We start from the raw sequence: 20,077 nt of genomic DNA, 5'->3' as shown, positions 1-20,077 counted from the left end.
ATGAATAGCGCAACAGCCGTCACCATAGCATCACTAGTTCTTGCATCTATACAGTTTGGTATCCACTATCTGAGACACGATGAATGGGAGGTGTTGCTTGATAAAGACAAATTACAGTCCACCAGTTTAGAAACAGGGTTATTAACGATATGCTCCTTTCTTCTAGAATTCGTCTCAATCATTTTATTTGTTCTTCTGCTGTCGGATACAATCTTAAGGTTTACCCAGCCCAGTGCATCGCATTTTAATCATCCTTTTATTGGCTTTGTCATTGTACTAGTCTCAGCATGGTGCGGATTATCGGCGATGAGACTATTGGAGCGCCAAACTAGATACCTTGCTTTTGTACACACAAATCATGGCTACTTCAAGATAATCAAACTCATTGAACCTGGTTATCTCGTGGAAATTCTCGATAATAGCTTTGACGTAGCTGACATTACCCCAGCAAGAATGATTCTATCCAAAGATGCACTGACGGCACCAGGTACACAACTATATATTTCCAAACAACTGAAGGTGCGCTCACTGAGCTTCAATGACATCAAGGAGAGGCTGGACGAACAGCCTGCTCACCCTTGAACCTTTTTTCATTTAGCACTGAAGCCGCTCATTCACCTGAATTCAGCCGGGGTACAATCCACTCAAACTTAATTTGATTCGGAAGGTCGCAGAATACTACGGCTAAAGATAAAAAAGGCCCCGCCTAGGCTGAGGCAGAAGGAGAATAAATAAAAAATTTCTGACTTGAGTGTAAAACAAAAACGCCTATTTCTAGGCGTTTTTGCTTGTCCCAATTTGTCCTAAATGGGCTATTTCTGCGCAGCCCGGGAGTCGAACCCGGATTTCGAGAACCGGAATCTCACGTGCGATCCATTACACTAACCGCGCAAGTACTCAATTATGATACGTGACTGCCTCTTAAAAAGCAAGGGGCAGAAGCGATTAATTGAGCAACGCGGCCAGAATGCGCCGTTAGTTACCTGCCGGCTGCCGGGTGCCCTCGGCAATTTCGTTGAGCTTACGCAGGCGATGGTTGATGCCAGATTTGGAGATTGGACCACTAGGCACCATCGTCCCAAGCTCCTTCAACGACACATCAGGATGCGCTAGGCGCAACTCGGCAATCTCCCGCAGTTTGGCGGGTAGGCTGTCGAACATGCCATGGTCGTGCAAGTAGTTGATATTTTCAATCTGCCGCTGCGCCGCATCAATGGTTTTGTTCATATTGGCGGTTTCGCAGTTCACCAGTCGGTTAACGGAATTGCGCATGTCGCGGACAATCCGCACATCCTCAAACTTCAGCATTGCATTGGTGGCGCCAATCACCTGCAGAAAATCGGCAATTTTCTCGGCTTCCTTCAGATACACGATCCAACCACTGCGGCGCTCGACGGTACGGGCATTCAGACCAAAATCATTCATCATCTTGAGCACGCCGTCATTGTGGTCTTTGTACAGAGAATAGATTTCCAAATGGTAGCGGGACGTTTCCGGACTATTCACCGAACCACCAGCCAAAAAGGCGCCGCGTAGGTAAGACCGTTCGCGCTGCGGCTCATTCAGCACCTTGGGGGACACCGCCGTGCGAATCGCCATATCCGCGGGATCGAGAATGTCAAGATCCTGCAAGACCTCATTGACGCCTGAAACCAAGCGCACGATGTACTGATTATTCTTCTTAAGCTTCATCTTGCGCCGCACCACCAGCGCGGCTTCGCGATGATAGACCTGATCAATCAGCTTGTAAATCCGCCGCGCAATCGCCGGGTTTTCGGTTTGGACATTGAGCACGAATTCATGGGCCTGAATGGCCAGGGAACCGTTCATGCGAATCAGCGCCGACAGCTCGGCTTTAGCATGCTCTGGATGCACCTCCAGCTGGGTTAATTCTTTTTTGACCGTACTGGCGTAACTGGCCATGTTCTCACCGCTTTCGTTTCTTCATCGTCCCCACCTGAAAGGCCAGGTTCAAAATTTCCGAGGCGACTTTATCGCCATCATGAAACACCCCGTGATCGCGCAACTTCAGGAAGTCAGCGGAAATCACGCGGCAACCCATGGCGCGCAAGCCGGCGTAATCAGGCCGCACTGGGACGAGAATTTCGTTGTATTTTTGTTGATCGAGGTAATGACTCGGCACCGGCGCAATGTTGACCAGCACCGTGTCGACGAAATTGGCCCCGAGATGCGCGTTCAGCACCCGGACATGATCTGCGTCGGTGAAGCGCTCGGTTTCGCCTTTTTGGGTCATAATGTTGACCACATAAATCACTTCGGCCTGGGTTTGTAGCACCGCTTGACCGAGATTTTCAATCATCAGGTTCGGCAAGACACTGGTGAAGAGGCTCCCTGGCCCCATCACCACCACGTCGGCGGCCAAAATCGCTTGCACGACTTCATCCACCGCCTGCGGCTTCACTTCGCCATTACTGTCAGTGACCCAGACGCGCTTGATATGTTTGCCGGCCGCGGTAATCTCCGCCTCGCCGGCCAAAGTGGTACCATCAGTAAATTCTGCATTCAAGGTGAGCGGCCGGTCGCTGGCCGGATAGACATGGCCATCGACTTTCATCATGGCGGATAAGGACTGTACCGCCTGGAAAATGCCGCCGCGCATTTCGGACAGCGCCGCAATAATCAGATTACCAATCGCATGCCCGGCAAAAAAGGCATCACTGGTGTCAAAACGGTATTGAAACACGCTTTTTTCTAGCTCGGGTAAATCCGACAACGCCACCAGGACGTTGCGAATATCACCAGGCGGCACCACGTTAATATAGTTGCGAATCACGCCGCTGGAGCCGCCGTCATCCGCCACAGTCACCACCGCGGTGACATCGGCATTTTGCTCGCGTAGACTTTTTACAATCACCGGCAAGCCCGTGCCACCGCCAATGACGACGACTTTCGGGCGCCGGCCGCGAATCACGCGAATGGTTTTGGTTTCAGTCATGGTCATGAGCGATTCACCGTCGCTTTCCGTTTATTGACATCCCGATGTGTGATATCCACTGGGTAGTCGGCTTTGAAGGCTTTGCCAATCCGCTCGGCGAAGGCCACGCTACGGTGCTGGCCGCCGGTGCAACCGATGGCAATCGTGACCGAGCTTTTACCTTCTTCTTGATACTGCGGCATGATGGACGCCAGCATGCCATAGAATTTTTGATAAAAGTCTTCGGCGGCTTTATTGTCCATCACGTAATCGTAAACATCCTGATCGCGGCCATCGCGATTGCGGAAAGCTTGCACGTAATAAGGATTGGGCAAAAAACGCACATCCATCACGATATCAGCGTCAATCGGCAGGCCGTACTTGAAACCAAAGGACATCACTTCCAAGTGGAAAGTCGGATGATTGGCCGATTTAAAGGTGACGAACAGTTTCTCCCGCAGCTGTCGCGGACTGAGATTGGTGGTATCAATCACCACTTGAGCGCGATTACGCAGCTCTGTCAACAGCGCCCGCTCCTTGCGAATGCCATCCATCAAGCGGCCTTCTTGAGCCAAAGGGTGGCTGCGCCGCGTTTCCTTGTAACGGGAAACGAGCTCCGCATCAGTGGCGTCCAAAAAGAGAATTTTGGTGGTGACAAACGCCGTATTGTCCAAACTGGCCAACATATCGTTGATTTGATCGTAAAAGGCATGACTCCGCAGGTCGATCACCAAGGCGATTTTGGTAATCTTACCACTCTCCTTCACTAGTTCCCAAAACTTGGGCAGCAAAGCCGGGGGCATATTATCAACGCAAAAATAGCCGAGGTCTTCGAATGACTGCATGGCGACCGTCTTGCCGGCCCCAGACATCCCTGTGATCACAACGAGGTTCAATGATTCCGCCATCGTATCCCTTCTTTCTCGCTTCATTGTAACATGCCGGGCGTGTCATTGATACCAACCGTCTTCAAGGCAGCAAAAAAGTCGCATCCTGAAGATACGACTTTCTCTGGTTATAACTGCCGTTTCACAGCGGCGACAAGCTTTTCATACCCGGCATCATTGACATGCAAGCCATCTTTGAAGGCACTGGTATCAAGGTGCCCATTTTCGTCATACAAGGCGTCAAACATATCGATCATGTGGACGTATGAATATGGGATGACGCGCTGGTACTCCGCAAAGACCATGCGCAGGGTGTCATTGCGTCTGAGCGTGGTGCCTTTGGCCATGTAGCTTTGAATGGCTTCATCGCAAGGAATACAGCTCAGCAAATTGATGCGGCAATCAGGTAGATTATTGTGAATGATTTCAATAATCTCCTTCACGTTCAGGGCAATCTGCCGGGGACTCGTCATCGTAGTATTGCCCAGGTCATTGGTCCCCACCATCAGAAACACGGTGCTGGGCCGGTATTTGAGCACCCCTTCATCGATAAAGTGCAGCAACATATCCGACGTAATCCCAGCAATGCCGCAGTTATAAGCATTTTTGTATTCAGGATAGAAGCGCTTGAGATCCATGAACTGAGTCAAGGAATCTCCGAAGAACACTACCCCACCAGGCACCGCGTCCCGGTTGGCCATTGTGACTTCATTCAGACGCTCAATAATGTAATCGCGCAGCTGGTAGCGGTCCGTATCGTAAAGCATTTGTTCGCGCATAATTTTCCTTCTAACTATCTCGCAATTATTGTTGATCAGCGAGTTGTTCTTCGGCTTGCTTCTCAGCCACTTTGTCATTGATTTTGACGAATGGCGCGTAAATCAGCACCCCAGCGACTAAGATCAGCAACTGAATGACCACGGCGCGCCAGTCGCCCGCCGTTGCTAGAAAGGCACTGATGCCAACCGGCGTGGTCCAAGGTACCAAGGTCACACATGGGTTCATCCAGCCGGCCACTGTTGCCGCCCAGCTAACAAAAACGCCCAGCGCTGGGACGAAGATGAATGGGAAGATCAGGCTGATGTTGTAAACAATCGGGTAACCAAAGATGACTGGTTCGTTGATGTTAAAGATCCCAGGGGCAACGGACAAGCTCGCCACATTGCGGGAAACCTTGTTGCGGCTGAACAGGAAGGTCGCAATCAAGAGGCACAGCGTTGAACCGGAACCACCTATCAGGCCAAAGGAAGCGACCTGCGAAACGTTGATGATGTTGGGAATTGCTTTGCCGGCACTGTAGGCGGCAATGTTCTGGGTAATGTTGATGATCAACAATGGCTCCAAGATGGAACTGTAAATAACTGAGTGGTGAATCCCAAACAGCCACAGCAAATTGCCCAGAGAATAGAGCAGCAGCACGCCCCAGATTGAGGTCCCAACGTGGCGCAGTGGTTCTTGAATGAAGGTGGTAATCAGGTTAATCAGGTTCATCCCAGCCAAGTTGTTCAACAAGGCGGAAACAATCGCTAAGCCCGACAGCACCAAAATGACAGGAATAAGCACATTAAACGAGTTAGAAACTGCTGGCGGAATGTTGTCGCCTAAGTTGATTTGCAGGCGCTTCATGTGAGACACGCGGATAAAGATTTCCGTTGCCACCAAGCCCATGATGATCCCGGCAAACATCGCGCCGGTGCCCAGGTTGGTGTATGGCAACACGGCAGAAATCGAAACCGCCTTTTTCGCCCCATCAGGAATGAGGAAAACCGTGTTCGGCATCATCAAAATCAAAGCCGCGATTGAAACCATCGCTGCAGCAATGGGATTTTCAAAACGCCGATTTTTGGCCAAGCAGTACCCAATCATGGCCGCAATCATGACCCCAGAAAAGTTCAGGGTTGCATTGCTCAACAGCGTGCCCCAGTACTGGACTGACGTTAAGGTACTACCCTTAAAAATCCAGGTGAACACGGTGTTGTTCAACAAGGTCGCCAAGCCAGCCAAAATATACAGCGGCATGACGGTCGCGAACGCATCTCGCAATGAGCGCAGATGAATTTGATTGCCGAGCTTGGCCGCGAAAATCGCGAACCGATCGCCCAGTTTAGAGTTCTCCAAAGACATAATGCCATCTCCCTTTTATAAGTGCATCGCGCAGTTAGTCAGCGCCAACTACCACGAAAGAATGAAGCGATTTCATCAACCGCCAAAATCAGTATATATCAGAATGTTTCCATGTCAATACTTTTATATTTTTCATGTATATACCTATGTACAAAAAAAGCACCTGCAGTCAGGTGCTTAGGTGCTAGCGCTTCACGTCAATAAAGGTGTAAGTATGATGGGCGCTATAAGGATGTTGATCAATCGACATTTCAAAGGGTTGCCCGTCGTCCAAATACACCGTCTGCTTCACTTGCAAAATCGGCTCATCCGGCTTGGAATGCAAGTATTGCTCGTTGTATTGATCCGGCTTTTCCGCCGAGATCGAGCGATTGGCCCCACCGATCGTCAGCCCGCAGGTTTCGTGGAGGTAGCGGTAAAACGAACCTGTGAACACTTCCGGCTTCAATTGCGGAAAAATGGCGGCGTTTAGAAAGGTGTGCTCAAGCCCATACGGCTGGCCATCCACTAACCGCAACCGGCGAATTTCATAGACCGGCTGGTTTTCCTCGATCTCAAGCGCCTCCTGGACTTCCGCGGTGGGAAACCCAATGTCGAACAAAATCACTTTGCTTTCCACCGGCACCCCTAAGTCATTGCTCAGGCCGCCGTAGGAACTCAGCGGCAATGAATTGCGCTGTCGCACCACTTTGGGCCGCACGAAGGTCCCCACCCCGCGCTTCGGCAGCACATAGCCATCAACCGTCAAAATATCCAGCGCTTTTTTAACGGTCATGCGACTAACGCCCAGTTCTGCTGCCAGTTCCTCCTGCTTTGGAATCACACCGCCAGTTGGATAAGTGCCATCGGTAATTCTTTTTTTGATGACGTTCACAATGTGCATGTACTTCGGCTCCACCTTGCCATCCCCCATAAGTCTTTGTTTTAGATAAGTCTATACTTGGAACTATAGGCTATCCTTGGAAGCGCTGCAAGTCTCGAGGTTATGGCAGCGCAATTTTGCGAACCCTGGCCGCACAGGTAAAAAAAGACCCTTCACCGGATTGAAGGGTAAAGAGTCTGCTTGATTTTCGTTTTAGTCGCGAGCGGATTAGATCTGGCGCCGGGCAAAAGCCAACAGAATCGCATTGAGTCCCAGCAGGAAGAAAGCCGTGGCCAGTAAGATGACCATCCCGACTGCCGCCACTACCGGCTGCATCAACAGCAGTACGCTGACGACCAGCGCAAAGATGTCTAGCACCAAGTTCAAGATGAACCAGCCGGTACCAGCTGCGCGCATTTGTCCGGCATTGGCAAGGTTAGCGATACTATCGATCACGAACCAGATGGCAAACAGGTAAGCTAGCGTCAACGCCCCGGCTTGCAGGTTGAACAGGAAGACCACACCCAGGATCAAATCAAGAATCCCAGAAATCAACGTCAACCAAGCCAACTTTCCCGTAAACTCACGCAACTTGGCAAATGCCGCCAAGGTCGCAATCCCCCGGATAATGGCCACCAACGCGAACAGGAAAGTCAACGTGGCTAAAGTCGCCCCAGGGTGATGCAGCACCACTACCCCCGCTAAAATCAGGGCAATCCCTGTCATAAATTCGCCCCAGTCAAATCCAAAATGTGTCCGATTAAACATAAACCGCGCCTCTCTTTCTACCCCTATCATACCGGCTTCATCTACGTGGCACAAGAAAATTCAGTTTTAGCCGGCACTGCCGCGGGTTGTGGTGGTCGCTCAAGCGACGCGCATCCCAGTCAACCACGATTCAGCTCAGACAAAAACCGCCACTCAACAGTAGCGGTTCACAGGCTTATTTACTTTGGGCAGCCATGCGGGCCTTGTCCCGGGCCAGAATTGGCGCGAGGTATTGGCCGGTGTAGCTGTTCTTCACCTTGGCAATGGCTTCTGGCGTGCCGGTAGCAATCACTTGACCGCCGCCATCGCCGCCTTCTGGTCCTAAATCAATCAGCCAATCGGCGGTTTTGATCACATCCAGGTTATGTTCAATCACCAACACGGTGTTACCTTCGTCGACCAATCGTTGGAGCACCTCCAGCAACCGGCGAATATCGTCGGTATGCAAGCCAGTGGTTGGCTCGTCGAGAATGTAGAAGTTGCGGCCGGTAGAAAGCTTTTGCAGTTCAGAAGCGAGCTTCATGCGCTGGGCTTCCCCCCCAGATAAGGTGGTGGCGCTTTGGCCCATTTGGACGTAGCCGAGGCCCACATCAACAATGGTTTGCAGCTTGCGGGCGATTTTAGGAATCGGAGCAAAGAACTTCACTGCTTCGTCCACGGTCATTTCCAGCACATCAGCAATGTTCTTACCTTTGTAAGTCACTTCGAGGGTTTCGGAGTTGTACCGTTTGCCATGGCAGACTTCGCAAGGCACATAGACATCTGGCAGGAAGTTCATTTCGATCTTGATAATCCCGTCACCTTTACAGTTCTCACAGCGGCCGCCTTTGACGTTAAAGGAAAAACGACCTTGGGTGTAACCCCGGAGTTTAGCTTCACCAGTTTGGGCAAACAAGGCGCGAATGTCGTTGAACACCCCAGTGTAGGTCGCTGGGTTACTGCGCGGCGTGCGGCCAATTGGACTTTGATCAATGTCCACAAGCTTTTCGATATTCTTCCAGCCTAGCAGTTTGCTGTAAGCCCCAGGCTTAGCCGAGTTGCGGTACAACTTCTGGGCCAAGGCCCGCTTCAAAATCGAGTTGACCAAAGTGGATTTACCGGAACCGGAAACCCCGGTCACGCCAATGAACTTACCCAGTGGAAAATCGACGTCAATGTGTTTCAAGTTGTGGTCAGCCGCACCTTCCAGACGCAAAATCTTGCCACTACCGGCGCGCCGCTGGGTCGGTACCGGAATAAACTTCTTGCCGGCGAGATATTGGCCAGTCAGGGATTTGCTGGAGCGCATCACCTGCTTCGGGGTGCCGGCGGCCATAATGTGGCCGCCTTTGTCCCCAGCGCCAGGGCCAACGTCAATCAGATAATCCGCCGCCAGCATGGTGTCCTCATCATGTTCAACCACGATCAATGTGTTGCCCAAATCGCGCATTTTCTTCAGCGAAGCGATCAAGCGGTCGTTATCGCGTTGGTGCAAGCCGATGGAAGGTTCATCCAAAATATACAGCACGCCAGATAAATTGGAACCGATTTGGGTGGCCAAACGAATCCGCTGCGCTTCCCCACCGGACAGGGTCCCAGCCGCCCGACTCAACGTCAGGTAATCAAGGCCGACGTTTTCCAGGAAGGTCAGGCGATCGTTCACTTCTTTCAAAATGGGCTTGGCAATCACCACTTCATTTTCGGACAGCTCAATTTGGCTAAAGAACGGCAAAGCATTTTTGATGGCCAAGTCAGAGGCTTCCGCGATATCCTTGCCCGCCACTTTCACCGCTAGTGCTTGACGATTGAGGCGCTTGCCGTGGCACACCGGGCAAACTAGGGCGGTCATGTACTGCCGCATCTGATCAGAACCAAACGGTGTGTTATTGGAGCGGTAGCGGCGCTCGATGTTCGGTAGCACGCCTTCGAATGGGGCCATCACATCGCGCACCCCGCCGAAATCGGAATCGGCATGAAAGTGGAACTTCTTGCCTTGACTGCCGTTCAGCACCAAATCACGCTGGCGGTCAGTCAACTTATTGAATGGCTTGTCAATCGGCACCTTGAACGCCGTGCAGGCTTGTTCCAGCATGGTCGGATAGTAAGTGGAACTAGCCGTGTACCATGGCGCAATCGCCCCTTCGGCAATGGTTTTGTCAGGATCTGGCACCACCAAATCCACATCCACCGTCAACTTTTCGCCTAACCCATCACATTCCGGGCAGGCTCCAAATGGTGCGTTGAAGGAAAACAGCCGCGGTTCCAACACCCCAATCGTAAAGCCGCACAGCGGGCAGGCAAAATGTTCTGAGAACACGAGCGGCTCGCCGCCAATCACATCAACAGTGGCATAGCCTTCAGATAGGCGCAGCGCTGCTTCAAAAGAATCGAACAGGCGTGAGCGATTATCAGCATCTCCTGCCTTCACGACAATGCGGTCGATGACAATGTCGATGTCATGGTTCTTGTTCTTGTCCAATTCAACGTCGGCGCTGGCGTCCATAATCTCGCCATCCACCCGCATGCGCACATAGCCTTCACGGACAATCTTTTCCAGCACCTTTTTGTGGGCACCTTTTTTCCGGCGCACCACGGGCGAGAGAATCTGAATCCGCGTTTTGTCCGGGAGTTGCTGGACCCGGTTGACCATTTGCTCGACGCTTTGGCTGGTGATCGGCGTCCCGTCATTCGGGCAAATTGGCTTGCCAATCCGCGCCCACAGCAAGCGCAGGTAGTCATTGATTTCAGTGACCGTGCCCACTGTGGACCGCGGATTTTTCGAGGTGGTTTTCTGATCGATGGAAATCGCCGGGCTCAAGCCGTCGATTGAATCCACATCAGGTTTGTCCATTTGGCCAAGGAACTGGCGTGCATAGGCCGACAGACTTTCGACGTAGCGGCGCTGGCCTTCCGCATACAGCGTATCAAAGGCCAGGCTGGACTTCCCGGAACCGGACAAACCGGTCATGACCACCAATTTATTTTTGGGAATGGTCAAATCGACATCTTTTAAGTTGTGGGCGCGAGCGCCGTGAATCACAATTTTATCGTTAGCCATAAATCCTCACTTTTCTGCTTCCAGTTCCAAGATTGTGTCGCGCAATGTGGCCGCCTGCTCGAAATCGAGCTTCTTGGCAGCGGCTTGCATCTGCGTTTGCAAATTGTTGATCAGCTGCTGGCGCTCTTGCTTGGTCAGGTCATGCAGATCGACCTCGGCAAAGCTCTTGTTCTTGTCATCATCGCCGTTGCCGCTGGTATCCACCGCGGTGATCGCCTCGCGAATGGGTTTGATGATGGTTTTCGGCGTGATGTGGTGTTCCTTGTTGAACGCCATCTGGATGGTCCGGCGCCGCTTGGTTTCATTGATGGCGGCTTCCATCGAGTCCGTCATCTTATCGGCATACATGATAACCTTCCCATGCGCATTCCGGCTAGCACGGCCAATGGTTTGAATCAGTGACCGCTCCGCCCGCAGGAAGCCTTCCTTGTCGGCATCCAAAATCGCAATCAGGGACACTTCAGGGACATCGATTCCTTCCCGCAGCAAGTTGATGCCGACCAGGACATCATACTTGCCTAACCGCAAGTCGCGGATGATTTGCGTCCGTTCCAGCGTTTTGATATCTGAATGCAGGTAAGCCACCTTAATGCCTTCTTCTTTCAGATAATCGGTCAAATCTTCCGCCATTTTCTTGGTCAAAGTCGTGACAAAGACGCGCTCGTTGCGTTCGATGCGCTTGTTAATTTCTGAAGTCAGGTCATCGATTTGGCCCATAATCGGCCGCACTTCGATTTCTGGATCCAGCAACCCAGTCGGCCGAATAATTTGTTCGGCGATATCGGCTTTTGGCACCCGGTCCAGTTCATAAGGCCCTGGTGTCGCCGAAACATAGAGGATCTGGTTAACGTGCTGCTCGAATTCGTTGAGCTTCAGCGGCCGGTTGTCCAATGCGCTGGGCAGGCGGAAACCATAATCAATCAATGTTTGTTTCCGGGCCCGATCGCCGTTGTACATCGCCCGCACTTGCGGCATGGTGACATGGCTTTCATCCACCATGATCATGAAATCCTTGGGGAAGAAGTCGAGCAGCGTGTACGGCGGCTTACCTGCCGCGCGGCCTTCCATGTGCCGTGAGTAGTTTTCAATGCCGTTGGTGTAGCCCATTTCCCGCAGCATTTCGATATCGTAATTCGTCCGCTGTTCCAGGCGTTGCGCTTCCAGTAACTTACCTTGGTCACGCAGTTCTGCCAGCCGCTGCGTCAGCTCAGCGGCAATGCTTTGAATGCCTCGCTCCAGCGCGTCGTCTGAGGTCATAAAGTGGGTTGCCGGGAAAATGGAAACCTGTTCCCGTTCGCCGATGACTTCCCCAGTCAACGCGTCGACTTCAGTGATGCGATCGACTTCATCGCCAAAGAACTCCACGCGAATGGCGTGATCATCGCGGCTGGCTGGGAAAATTTCCACCACATCGCCGCGCACCCGAAACCGCCCGCGTTGAAAATCAATGTCATTGCGGTCAAACTGGATGTCCACCAGCTGCCGCAGCAAAGTGTTGCGGTCAATCTCCATGCCTTTGCGAATGGACAGCACATGGTCGCGGTACTCGGTTGGTGAGCCTAAACCAAAGATTGAGGACACTGACGCCACCACAATCACATCATTGCGTTCCAGCAAAGCGCTGGTGGCACTGTGCCGGAGCTTATCAATTTCATCATTGATGGCGGAGTCTTTTTCGATATAGGTATCTGAGCTTGGCACATAAGCCTCTGGTTGGTAGTAATCATAATAGGACACGAAATATTCCACCGCGTTGTGCGGGAAGAACTCCTTGAACTCCCCGTACAACTGGCCAGCCAGCGTCTTGTTATGTGACAAAATCAGAGTCGGCTTATTCAGGTTAGCAATCACATTGCTCATCGTGAACGTCTTCCCGGTCCCAGTCGCGCCTAACAGCACTTGTTCCTTTTCTCCAGCCAAAAAGCCCTGGGTCAGCTTTTCAATCGCTTCAGGCTGATCCCCCGCCGGCTTATACGGGGAGACCAAATCAAATTTTTTATCGGCAATGCGTTCAATCATGGCCGCAACCTCCTCACCTCAACGCGCAAAAAGCCGGAACCGAAATTCCGACTTTTTCATTGGACTAATTATAACATAGCGAACACACATTCGCCAATGTGTAAAATAGGCTGCGAAGACGGGCGCATTTAGCTCGACGAATAGCCTAGCCCTGAGCATTACCGGCGCCCTTTGCCGGTGAGGCTCGGGGCGTAGCTATTCGCTCGAGCGTTGCCCGCCGGAGCGCAACTACACGCTGCGGAGGGTGGCCGCCCTTAGCCGGATGGGTAGCCTAGCTCAAGGCATTGCCGACGCCTTTTGCCGGTGAGGCCTTGAGCGTAGCTAGCCACGCCGGCGTTGACCACCCGGAGCGCAACTACAGGCTGCGTAGCGGGGCGCTTTTAGCCCGTCGCTTAGCCTAGCGTTAGCCATTGTCGCGCTTTTTGCGACGAGGGCTAATGCGTAGCTAGGCGCACGGGCGTTGCCCCGCGGAGCGCAACTACACACTGCCGAGGGTGGCCGCTCTTAGCCGGATGGGTAGCCTTTCTAACGCATGTCTGCCTGTACGCGCTTTGCGCTACGGGCTGATCAAGCCAGATGGTTTGCCACCGCTTTTTGGTGGCTACTTCCTACTGTTTCGCCATCACCGACCGGGTCAACTTGGCCAGCATATCGCGATCCGCAAATTCTTCATTGAGCATATCCGGCAGAATTTGATCCAGGAAATACTGCACTGATGGCCGGTCTTCGAACGACATGATGACGCTCAAGCTTTCGGTGTAGATGTTAACAAAGACTCGCTCGGGGTTACCTTTTTCAATTTCGCCGAAGGATTCATACAGCAAGTCCACCTTGTCGGCGATGCTCAAAATCTGGCCTTCTAAGGTATCGTCTTTGCCTTCCGAAAGGCGCCGGCGGTAGACATCCTGATAATCAGCCGGGATTTCGTTTTCGATGAAGTTCTCGGTCATGGTGTCCTCGACATCAGCCAACATTTTGCGCAGCGTCGGCGTGGCATATTTAACCGGGGTCTTGATATCGCCGATGAACCGCTCGGTATAATCATGGTTTAAGGCCTTTTCGTATAGCATCTGCCAGTTGATCTGGTTGCCAGCGTGCTCTTCGATGTCGCCCAGTAGCTGCGCGATTTCTGCGACCTTAAAGCTGTGAGCGGCCACGCTGTGTTCAGCATATTTGAAAAAGCCTGGGGCCCGCCGCAAGGTTTCCAAATTGTTCAAGCCTTGAATAAATTGGTGCATTCCCATGATTAACATCCTCCTGTAAAGTTTCTAAAAGCTTACCACCGCGCAAAAAATCCGGCAAGCCACTTTACGACTTACCGGATAGCTTATGCTTTAATTATGCGGTGCGAAAAGCCGTCAAAGCCGTTTCAAAGCTGGCCAGTTTCTGCTCTGCTTCGGCCTCGGTGGCAGCTGAGGTGCCGACATAGAACTTCACTTTTGGTTCGGTCCCAGAAGGCCGAATGGCAATCCATGTGCCATCTGCCAAAATGTACTTCAGCACATCAGATACCGGCATCGTGATGGGACTGGTGCCTTCTGCCGTGGTAATGAGTTGCTTCTTGTAGTCTTCAGTACGCACGATCTTCACGCCGGCAAAGTCCGCTGGTTGCTCTTCCCGGAACTTGGTCATCAATGCGGCCATTTCTGCTGGGCCTTCCAGCCCTGGGAAGTCGACGCCCACGGTCTTTTCGGCAAAGTAGCCGTACCGAGCATACAAGGCCTGAATGCCATCCCACAGGGTTTGGCCTTTGGACTTGTAGTAAGCCGCTACTTCCGCCAGCAGTACAGTGGATTGAATAGCATCCTTGTCCCGGACGAATGGTTTGATCAGATAGCCATAACTTTCCTCAAAGCCAAATAAGAATTCATGGCTGCCGGTTTCTTCGTATTGCTTGATTTGGTCGCCGATGAACTTGAACCCGGTTTCCACATTGATCATGGCCACGCCATAATCCTTGGCAATCGCGGTAGCCAGTTCCGTCGACACAATCGACTTCACCACCGCGCCATTGGCGGGCAAAGTGCCGGCTTGTTTGCGGGCTTCCAGAATGTAGTGGAGCAACAAGGAAGCAATTTGGTTCCCGGTCAACAGTTGGTAGCCATCCCCGGTCCACACCGCGGTGCCAAGGCGGTCAGCATCCGGATCAGTGGCAATCAGCACATCGGCATGACTGGCTTTGCCCATTTCGATCGCCAAGTCAAAGGTTTGCGGGAATTCCGGATTTGGGAATGGTGTCGTCGGGAATTCAGGGTCTGCTGTGGACTGCGGCAGCACCAGCTGGAAGTTTTGGAAGCCGGCGTTGCGCAGCACCATTTGGGCCGGAATGCGGCCAGTCCCATTCAGCGGCGAGTAAATTAAACTCATATCCTTGCCGACGGTGTGGACCAAGTCTTGATTGATGGTGACGGTGGCCACGGCCTTGTAGTAGGCCTCATCGACATCTTCGCCAATCAAGTGCATCAGGTTCTGGGCCCTCAAGGCATGCACATCAAGCGTCTTAATGGCGAAGAGATCATCCACACTCCGGACGTACGCCGTGATGCGGTCGGATTCTTCTGGTGGCATTTGGCCGCCATCTGGGCCGTAAATCTTGTAGCCGTTATACTGCTTCGGGTTGTGGCTAGCCGTGATCATGATGCCCGCGTAAGTCTTGAGATACCGCACGGCAAATGACAGCTCTGGGGTTGGGCGCAAGCTGTCGAAAACATAACTCACAATCCCATGCGCCCCTAAAACTGCCGCCGCCTCTTGGGCAAACTGCTGGCTTTGGTACCGCGAATCAAAAGAAATTGCCACCCCGGCTTGTTTTTGACTGGCATCCAGGGTATCCATAAACCGGGCTAAGCCTTCAGTGGCCTGCCGCACCGTGTAGATATTCATCCGGCCAATGCCTGCGCCGATGATGCCGCGCATGCCCGCAGTCCCAAAGGCCATCGGCACAGAAAAAGCGGCCTCTTGCGTCTTCTCGTCATCCGCCATGGCGGTGAGCTCGCGCGCTAAGTCAGCGTCCATCGTCGGTGCGTTCACCCATGCTTGATAATTTTCTTTATACCCCATTTGATTCACTCCTATCCTTTGTCCGGTGCCTATTGCAAGTTCATTGTACGCCGCGAAGTTATTTCTGGCATTCACCAGCCCTTGGCCAGCGCAAAAAAGCATCGGCATAACGGTTTCATTATCGCATATCAAAAGCGGGTTTCAACTCAAGGTGACCAATTGTTACGTGATGTTAAACAATCACGGGCACCAAAAAGGGGGCTGACAAATGTCACACCCCCGATATTCATTCCAAATTTTCCAGCAGAGTTACGTGCCAAAAGGCCGGCGCCGAGCAGCTTGATCAGCCTGTAGTGCAAAGCACGTACAGGCTGACATGCGGCAGCAGCTACGCCATCCACCGAGTCCAAAGTTCGGACTTGGTAGATGGCTAGGCTACCTGTCGGCTCCAAAACCGCCTTTTGTCACAGCCTCCACATGTTACTTCGTTGCTGCCGTTAAAGTGGCATCTTGAAGACTTTGAATATAGTTGAACGCACTTTGGCCAGCCTGGCCGCCTTCGCCCACTGCGGTCGCGATTTGGCGCAAGCCCTTGGCCCGCACATCACCAATGGCGAAAATGCCTGGCACGTGGGTTTCCATCAGGTCATTGGTCGGAATCCAGCCGGCTTCATCAAGCACGCCGACGTTTTTGAAACTGTCGGTCAGTGGCTTGATGCCAACATAGATGAAGGCACCCGCCGCAGGAATCACATGCGTTTCGCCAGTCACTTTGTCCTTGTACTGAACGCCGGTGACTTTCTGGTCATCCCCGAGGATTTCCTGCACGTCTGCGTTCCAGACAAAATGCATCTTGTCGTTGGCAAAGGCGCGTTGCTGGATAATCTGCTGGGCCCGCAGCTGGTCACGGCGGTGAATCACCGTGACTTTGGAAGCCAGCCCGGCGAGGTAGAGGCCTTCTTCAACTGCTGAATCACCGCCGCCGATCACTGTGACTTCTTGATCCTTGAAAAAGGCGCCATCGCAGACCGCACAGTACGAGACACCACGGCCGCCGAATTCTTCTTCGCCAGGAATCCCCAGCTTACGATGTTCGGCCCCGGTGGCAATGATTACCGCTTTGGCTTCAAACTCGCCTTCGTCAGTCACCACGCGCTTCATGGCCCCTTCATCACGCAGGTCCGTCACATTGCCATACGCGTATTCGGCGCCAAATTGCGTGGCGCCATCATACATCTTCTGGCTCAGGTCTGGTCCCAAGATCGAGGAAAAACCAGGATAGTTTTCCACCGCGGCGGTATTGTTCATCTGACCACCGTAAATCCCGCGGTCCAGCATCAACACGGACAAATTGGCCCGTGAGGCGTACAGCGCCGCGGTCATGCCACCAGGGCCGGCCCCGATTACGATCACATCATATTGTTTTGCCATGGGACGCACCTCTTTCCAATTCGCTTACCTTTCGTAAGTCAAATTATACTATACCTTGTTTGGGACGACTTGTAAAGTGACCCCAAAATCAGATTCGGCCTTACCTTCCCGCGCCATTAGATCCGTAATCACCGTCTTGATTGGCGCCCCTTGGTAAAGGACTTGATAAATCGCATTGGAAATTGGCATCTCGCATTGCTGCTGCTCGGCCAATTCGTGCACGACTTTGGCCGTGGACACGCCTTCGACCACCATCCCCATATTGGCCAGCACCTCAGGCAATTTTTGGCCTTGCCCCAAAGCATTGCCGGCGCGCCAGTTGCGGCTGTGGACACTGGTACAGGTAACAATCAAATCACCCACGCCAGACAGGCCGATGAAAGTCATAGGATTGGCGCCCATTTTAACGCCCAACCGGGTGATCTCGGCCAAGCCACGCGTCATCAGCGCCGCTTTGGTGTTATCACCATAACCGAGGCCATGCAAGGCGCCAGCGCCGATGGCAATCACGTTTTTCAAAGCGGCCCCATACTCAACGCCAATCACGTCGGTGTTCGTATAGAGCCGGAAATAGTCGTTCATGAACAGTTGCTGCACCTTTTTTGCCACCGCTTCGTCTGCCGCCGCTGCGGTCAAGGTCGTGATGTCCCGCGTCGCCACGTCTTCGGCGTGACTCGGCCCGGAAATCACCACTGGGCCCTGATAACGGCCGGCTGGGAGCACGGCTTCCAGCACCTGCGAAACCCGCAACTTGGTGCCCAGCTCCAGCCCCTTCGCCGCATGGGCAATGATGGGCCGCTGCGTTTCATCCAAAAGCGCGCTAACCTGGGTGGCCACACTGCGAATGGCATTCGTCGGCACCACAAACAAAATCACCGTGGCGTCTTTCACAGCCGCCGCCAAATCAGCGGTGGCATGCAGCGCTTCATGCAGTTTGAAATCTGGCAGATAGTGCTGGTTGGTGTGCTGCTCATTGATTTCAGGTACTTGAGCCGGCTTATGTGTCCACAAGGCAACCTCCAGCTGGTTTTCCGTCAACAGGTTAGCCAGCACGGTGCCCCAGGAACCGGCGCCTAACACGGCGATTTTTTCGGTCAAAAGATCACTCCTATAAGTTATTGATCGTGTACCCGTCCATGTACCACGGCAGGTCTTGCTTGCGCCGGCGCCAAATGAACAGCCCCAAGGCGCCAACGAACAGCACAATCGACAGCAGCTGCGACACTCGCAGGCCTGGTAACATATACAAACTATCGGTGCGCATCCCCTCAACGAAGAACCTGCCAAAACTGTACCACATCACATAGCTCAACACGATTTCGCCGCGCTTGAACCACCCTTGATGATGGCGCACGCTCATAATAAGCACAAAGCCCACCAGGTTCCACATCGATTCATACAAGAAGGTCGGCTGGCGAAAAGCCCCGTTGATGTTCATTTGTTGGATGATGAATTCCGGCAAATGCAACCCGCGCAGGTAAGCCAGTGTGGTTTTGGCCCCGAACGCCTCTTGGTTCATGAAGTTGCCCCAGCGCCCAATACTTTGGGCAATCATCACGGTCGGCGCCGCAATATCCAGCACCAGCCAGGCTGGTAGCCATTTGATGCGGCAATAAATCAAGAACACTATCACGCTGGCAATCAGCGCACCGTAAATCGCAATCCCACCATTCCAAATCGCGATAATTTGATCAGGGTGGGCCGCATAATACGGCCACTCAAAGGCCACATAATATAGCCGCGCCCCAATTAGTGCAAATGGTAGCGCCCAGAGCACCAAGTTGATGATATGGTCTTCGCCGATGCCGCGCGCATTGGCTTCCCGGGTGGCGAGCCAGACTGCCAGCAGCACCCCGCAGGCAATAATCACCCCATACCAATGAATTTCTAAACCGCCTAGCTTCAGTGCAATTGGATTTAACGCCGCTAACATACTGTCCCTCTCAATCCGGAATCGTTACTTCGCCTTATCGGCCGCTTCATTTGATTTGATCAACTTGTTCAAGTTGGCCTCGAACGTCTTGGTAGCATCATAGCCCATGGATTTGGCCCGGAAGTTCATCGCCGCCACTTCGATAATCGAAGCCAGGTTCCGGCCGACTTTAACCGGAATGGTAATCTTAGGCACATTGACATCGAAGATTTGCTGGCTCTGCTCACCAGAACCCAGCCGGTCAAACTGCTTATCCGGCGTCCAATTTTCCAGATGCACAATCAAGTCGAGGTTGGTGTGCGTCCGCACGGCGCCGGCGCCAAACAGATTCATGACATCGATAATGCCCAGCCCGCGAATTTCCAGCAAGTGGGACAAAATCGCCGGCGCTTCCCCAACGATGGTTTGTTCATCTTTTTGGTAAACATCCACGCGGTCATCGGCGATCAGACGGTGGCCCCGCTGAATCAGCTCCAGCGCCGTTTCGGATTTACCAACGCCAGAATCCCCGGTAATCATGACTCCTAAGCCATACAAGTCGACGAGCACCCCATGCATGCTTTGGCGTTCAGCGAGCTTTTCTTCCAAATAATCCGTCAGCAAACTCGACAGCCGCGTTGTGGGCAAATCAGATCCCAGCACCGGCACCCGCACTGCCGCGGCTGCGTTCAGCATTTCCGGCAGCGGCTCAATGCCCCGCGAAACCAGAAACGCTGGCGTATCTTCCGCCGCCATGCGTTTGAAAATGACGAGTCGCTCCGGGGCGGACATATTGCGCGCAAAGGCGCTTTCCGTGCGGCCGAACAATTGAATCCGTTCATGCGGATAGTAATTGAAATAGCCCGTCAGCTCCAGGCCAGGCCGCGAAATATCGCTCACCACCACCTGGCGCTCCGGCAAATAATCCTCACCGCTATACACCTTCAACTTGATATCGGTCACCAATTGCTTCACGGAAACTTGATCTGCCATCAGGTCCACCCCGTCTTTCACATAGTTAGGTTAAGTTTATCATCACTGAAGGCAAGTGAACAGAGGAAGGCTGTGAAGCAGGCTGTGGAGGCGGGCGCACTTAGCGGGA

The 20,077-nt window shown here is 52.8% G+C and carries 16 protein-coding genes and 1 tRNA gene; 1 reads left to right on the top strand and 16 read right to left on the bottom strand.

The genetic code is table 11. The features are described 5' to 3' along the window. Complete coding sequence (locus tag JUF11_RS06445) at window positions 1-582, top strand: hypothetical protein (protein ID WP_204118858.1); 582 nt, start codon at window positions 1-3, stop codon at window positions 580-582. A gap of 237 nt (window positions 583-819) precedes the next feature. On the opposite strand, the gene JUF11_RS06440 is transcribed toward JUF11_RS06445, so the two are convergent. The 16 genes from JUF11_RS06440 to hprK all read right to left on the bottom strand — a co-directional run bounded on the left by JUF11_RS06440 (window position 820) and on the right by hprK (window position 19,968). Further along, a tRNA-Arg gene (locus JUF11_RS06440) sits at window positions 820-891 on the bottom strand. 84 nt (window positions 892-975) lie between these two features. Further along, on the bottom strand, window positions 976-1,923 hold the full coding sequence (whiA, locus tag JUF11_RS06435) for a DNA-binding protein WhiA (protein ID WP_204118857.1): 948 nt from the start codon (window positions 1,921-1,923) through the stop codon (window positions 976-978). Between the two features lie 4 nt (window positions 1,924-1,927). Then, complete coding sequence (mgfK, locus tag JUF11_RS06430; RefSeq protein WP_373305862.1) at window positions 1,928-2,956, bottom strand: gluconeogenesis morphogenetic factor MgfK; 1,029 nt, start codon at window positions 2,954-2,956, stop codon at window positions 1,928-1,930. 2 nt (window positions 2,957-2,958) lie between these two features. Next, the gene (gene rapZ, locus JUF11_RS06425; RefSeq protein WP_125580948.1) at window positions 2,959-3,843 is read right to left on the bottom strand and encodes an RNase adapter RapZ; all 885 of its coding nucleotides are present in this window, start codon (window positions 3,841-3,843) and stop codon (window positions 2,959-2,961) included. A gap of 107 nt (window positions 3,844-3,950) precedes the next feature. After that, window positions 3,951-4,601 carry an SGNH/GDSL hydrolase family protein gene (locus JUF11_RS06420; RefSeq protein WP_125580950.1) on the bottom strand — a complete coding sequence of 217 codons (651 nt, stop codon included), beginning with the start codon at window positions 4,599-4,601 and terminating at the stop codon, window positions 3,951-3,953. 25 nt (window positions 4,602-4,626) lie between these two features. Continuing rightward, a complete protein-coding gene (locus JUF11_RS06415) occupies window positions 4,627-5,940 on the bottom strand; it encodes a PTS sugar transporter subunit IIC (RefSeq protein WP_204118871.1) in 1,314 nt (437 codons plus the stop codon). 190 nt (window positions 5,941-6,130) lie between these two features. After that, complete coding sequence (locus JUF11_RS06410) at window positions 6,131-6,829, bottom strand: GntR family transcriptional regulator (RefSeq protein ID WP_236000465.1); 699 nt, start codon at window positions 6,827-6,829, stop codon at window positions 6,131-6,133. A 207-nt stretch (window positions 6,830-7,036) separates the two neighbouring features. Beyond that, window positions 7,037-7,576 carry an HdeD family acid-resistance protein gene (locus JUF11_RS06405; protein WP_204118854.1) on the bottom strand — a complete coding sequence of 180 codons (540 nt, stop codon included), beginning with the start codon at window positions 7,574-7,576 and terminating at the stop codon, window positions 7,037-7,039. Between the two features lie 175 nt (window positions 7,577-7,751). After that, the gene (gene uvrA, locus JUF11_RS06400) at window positions 7,752-10,613 is read right to left on the bottom strand and encodes an excinuclease ABC subunit UvrA (protein ID WP_204118853.1); all 2,862 of its coding nucleotides are present in this window, start codon (window positions 10,611-10,613) and stop codon (window positions 7,752-7,754) included. A gap of 6 nt (window positions 10,614-10,619) precedes the next feature. Continuing rightward, window positions 10,620-12,632, bottom strand: coding sequence for an excinuclease ABC subunit UvrB (gene uvrB / locus JUF11_RS06395; protein ID WP_204118852.1), 2,013 nt, complete (start codon window positions 12,630-12,632; stop codon window positions 10,620-10,622). Window positions 12,633-13,240: 608 nt separating this feature from the next. After that, entirely contained in the window at window positions 13,241-13,876 is a 636-nt protein-coding gene (locus tag JUF11_RS06390) for a YfbR-like 5'-deoxynucleotidase (protein ID WP_204118851.1), read from the bottom strand. Window positions 13,877-13,970: 94 nt separating this feature from the next. After that, window positions 13,971-15,692 (bottom strand): phospho-sugar mutase, encoded by a 1,722-nt coding sequence (locus JUF11_RS06385; protein WP_204118850.1) that lies wholly within the window; start codon window positions 15,690-15,692, stop codon window positions 13,971-13,973. Window positions 15,693-16,112: 420 nt separating this feature from the next. After that, the gene (gene trxB / locus JUF11_RS06380) at window positions 16,113-17,063 is read right to left on the bottom strand and encodes a thioredoxin-disulfide reductase (RefSeq protein WP_204118849.1); all 951 of its coding nucleotides are present in this window, start codon (window positions 17,061-17,063) and stop codon (window positions 16,113-16,115) included. 48 nt (window positions 17,064-17,111) lie between these two features. Next, window positions 17,112-18,161: an NAD(P)H-dependent glycerol-3-phosphate dehydrogenase gene (locus JUF11_RS06375; RefSeq protein ID WP_204118848.1), complete on the bottom strand. Its 1,050-nt coding sequence runs from the start codon at window positions 18,159-18,161 to the stop codon at window positions 17,112-17,114. Window positions 18,162-18,171: 10 nt separating this feature from the next. After that, complete coding sequence (gene lgt, locus JUF11_RS06370; RefSeq protein ID WP_204118847.1) at window positions 18,172-18,996, bottom strand: prolipoprotein diacylglyceryl transferase; 825 nt, start codon at window positions 18,994-18,996, stop codon at window positions 18,172-18,174. A 24-nt stretch (window positions 18,997-19,020) separates the two neighbouring features. Further along, the gene (gene hprK, locus JUF11_RS06365; protein ID WP_204118846.1) at window positions 19,021-19,968 is read right to left on the bottom strand and encodes an HPr(Ser) kinase/phosphatase; all 948 of its coding nucleotides are present in this window, start codon (window positions 19,966-19,968) and stop codon (window positions 19,021-19,023) included. Between the last annotated feature and the right edge of the window lie 109 nt (window positions 19,969-20,077).

The sequence above is a fragment of the Lacticaseibacillus suilingensis genome, assembly GCF_016861845.1.
Taxonomy (GTDB): Bacteria; Bacillota; Bacilli; order Lactobacillales; family Lactobacillaceae; genus Lacticaseibacillus; species Lacticaseibacillus suilingensis.
The sequence above is the reverse complement of the archived record's forward strand: the minus strand, read 5'-3'. Positions and strand labels throughout refer to the sequence as shown.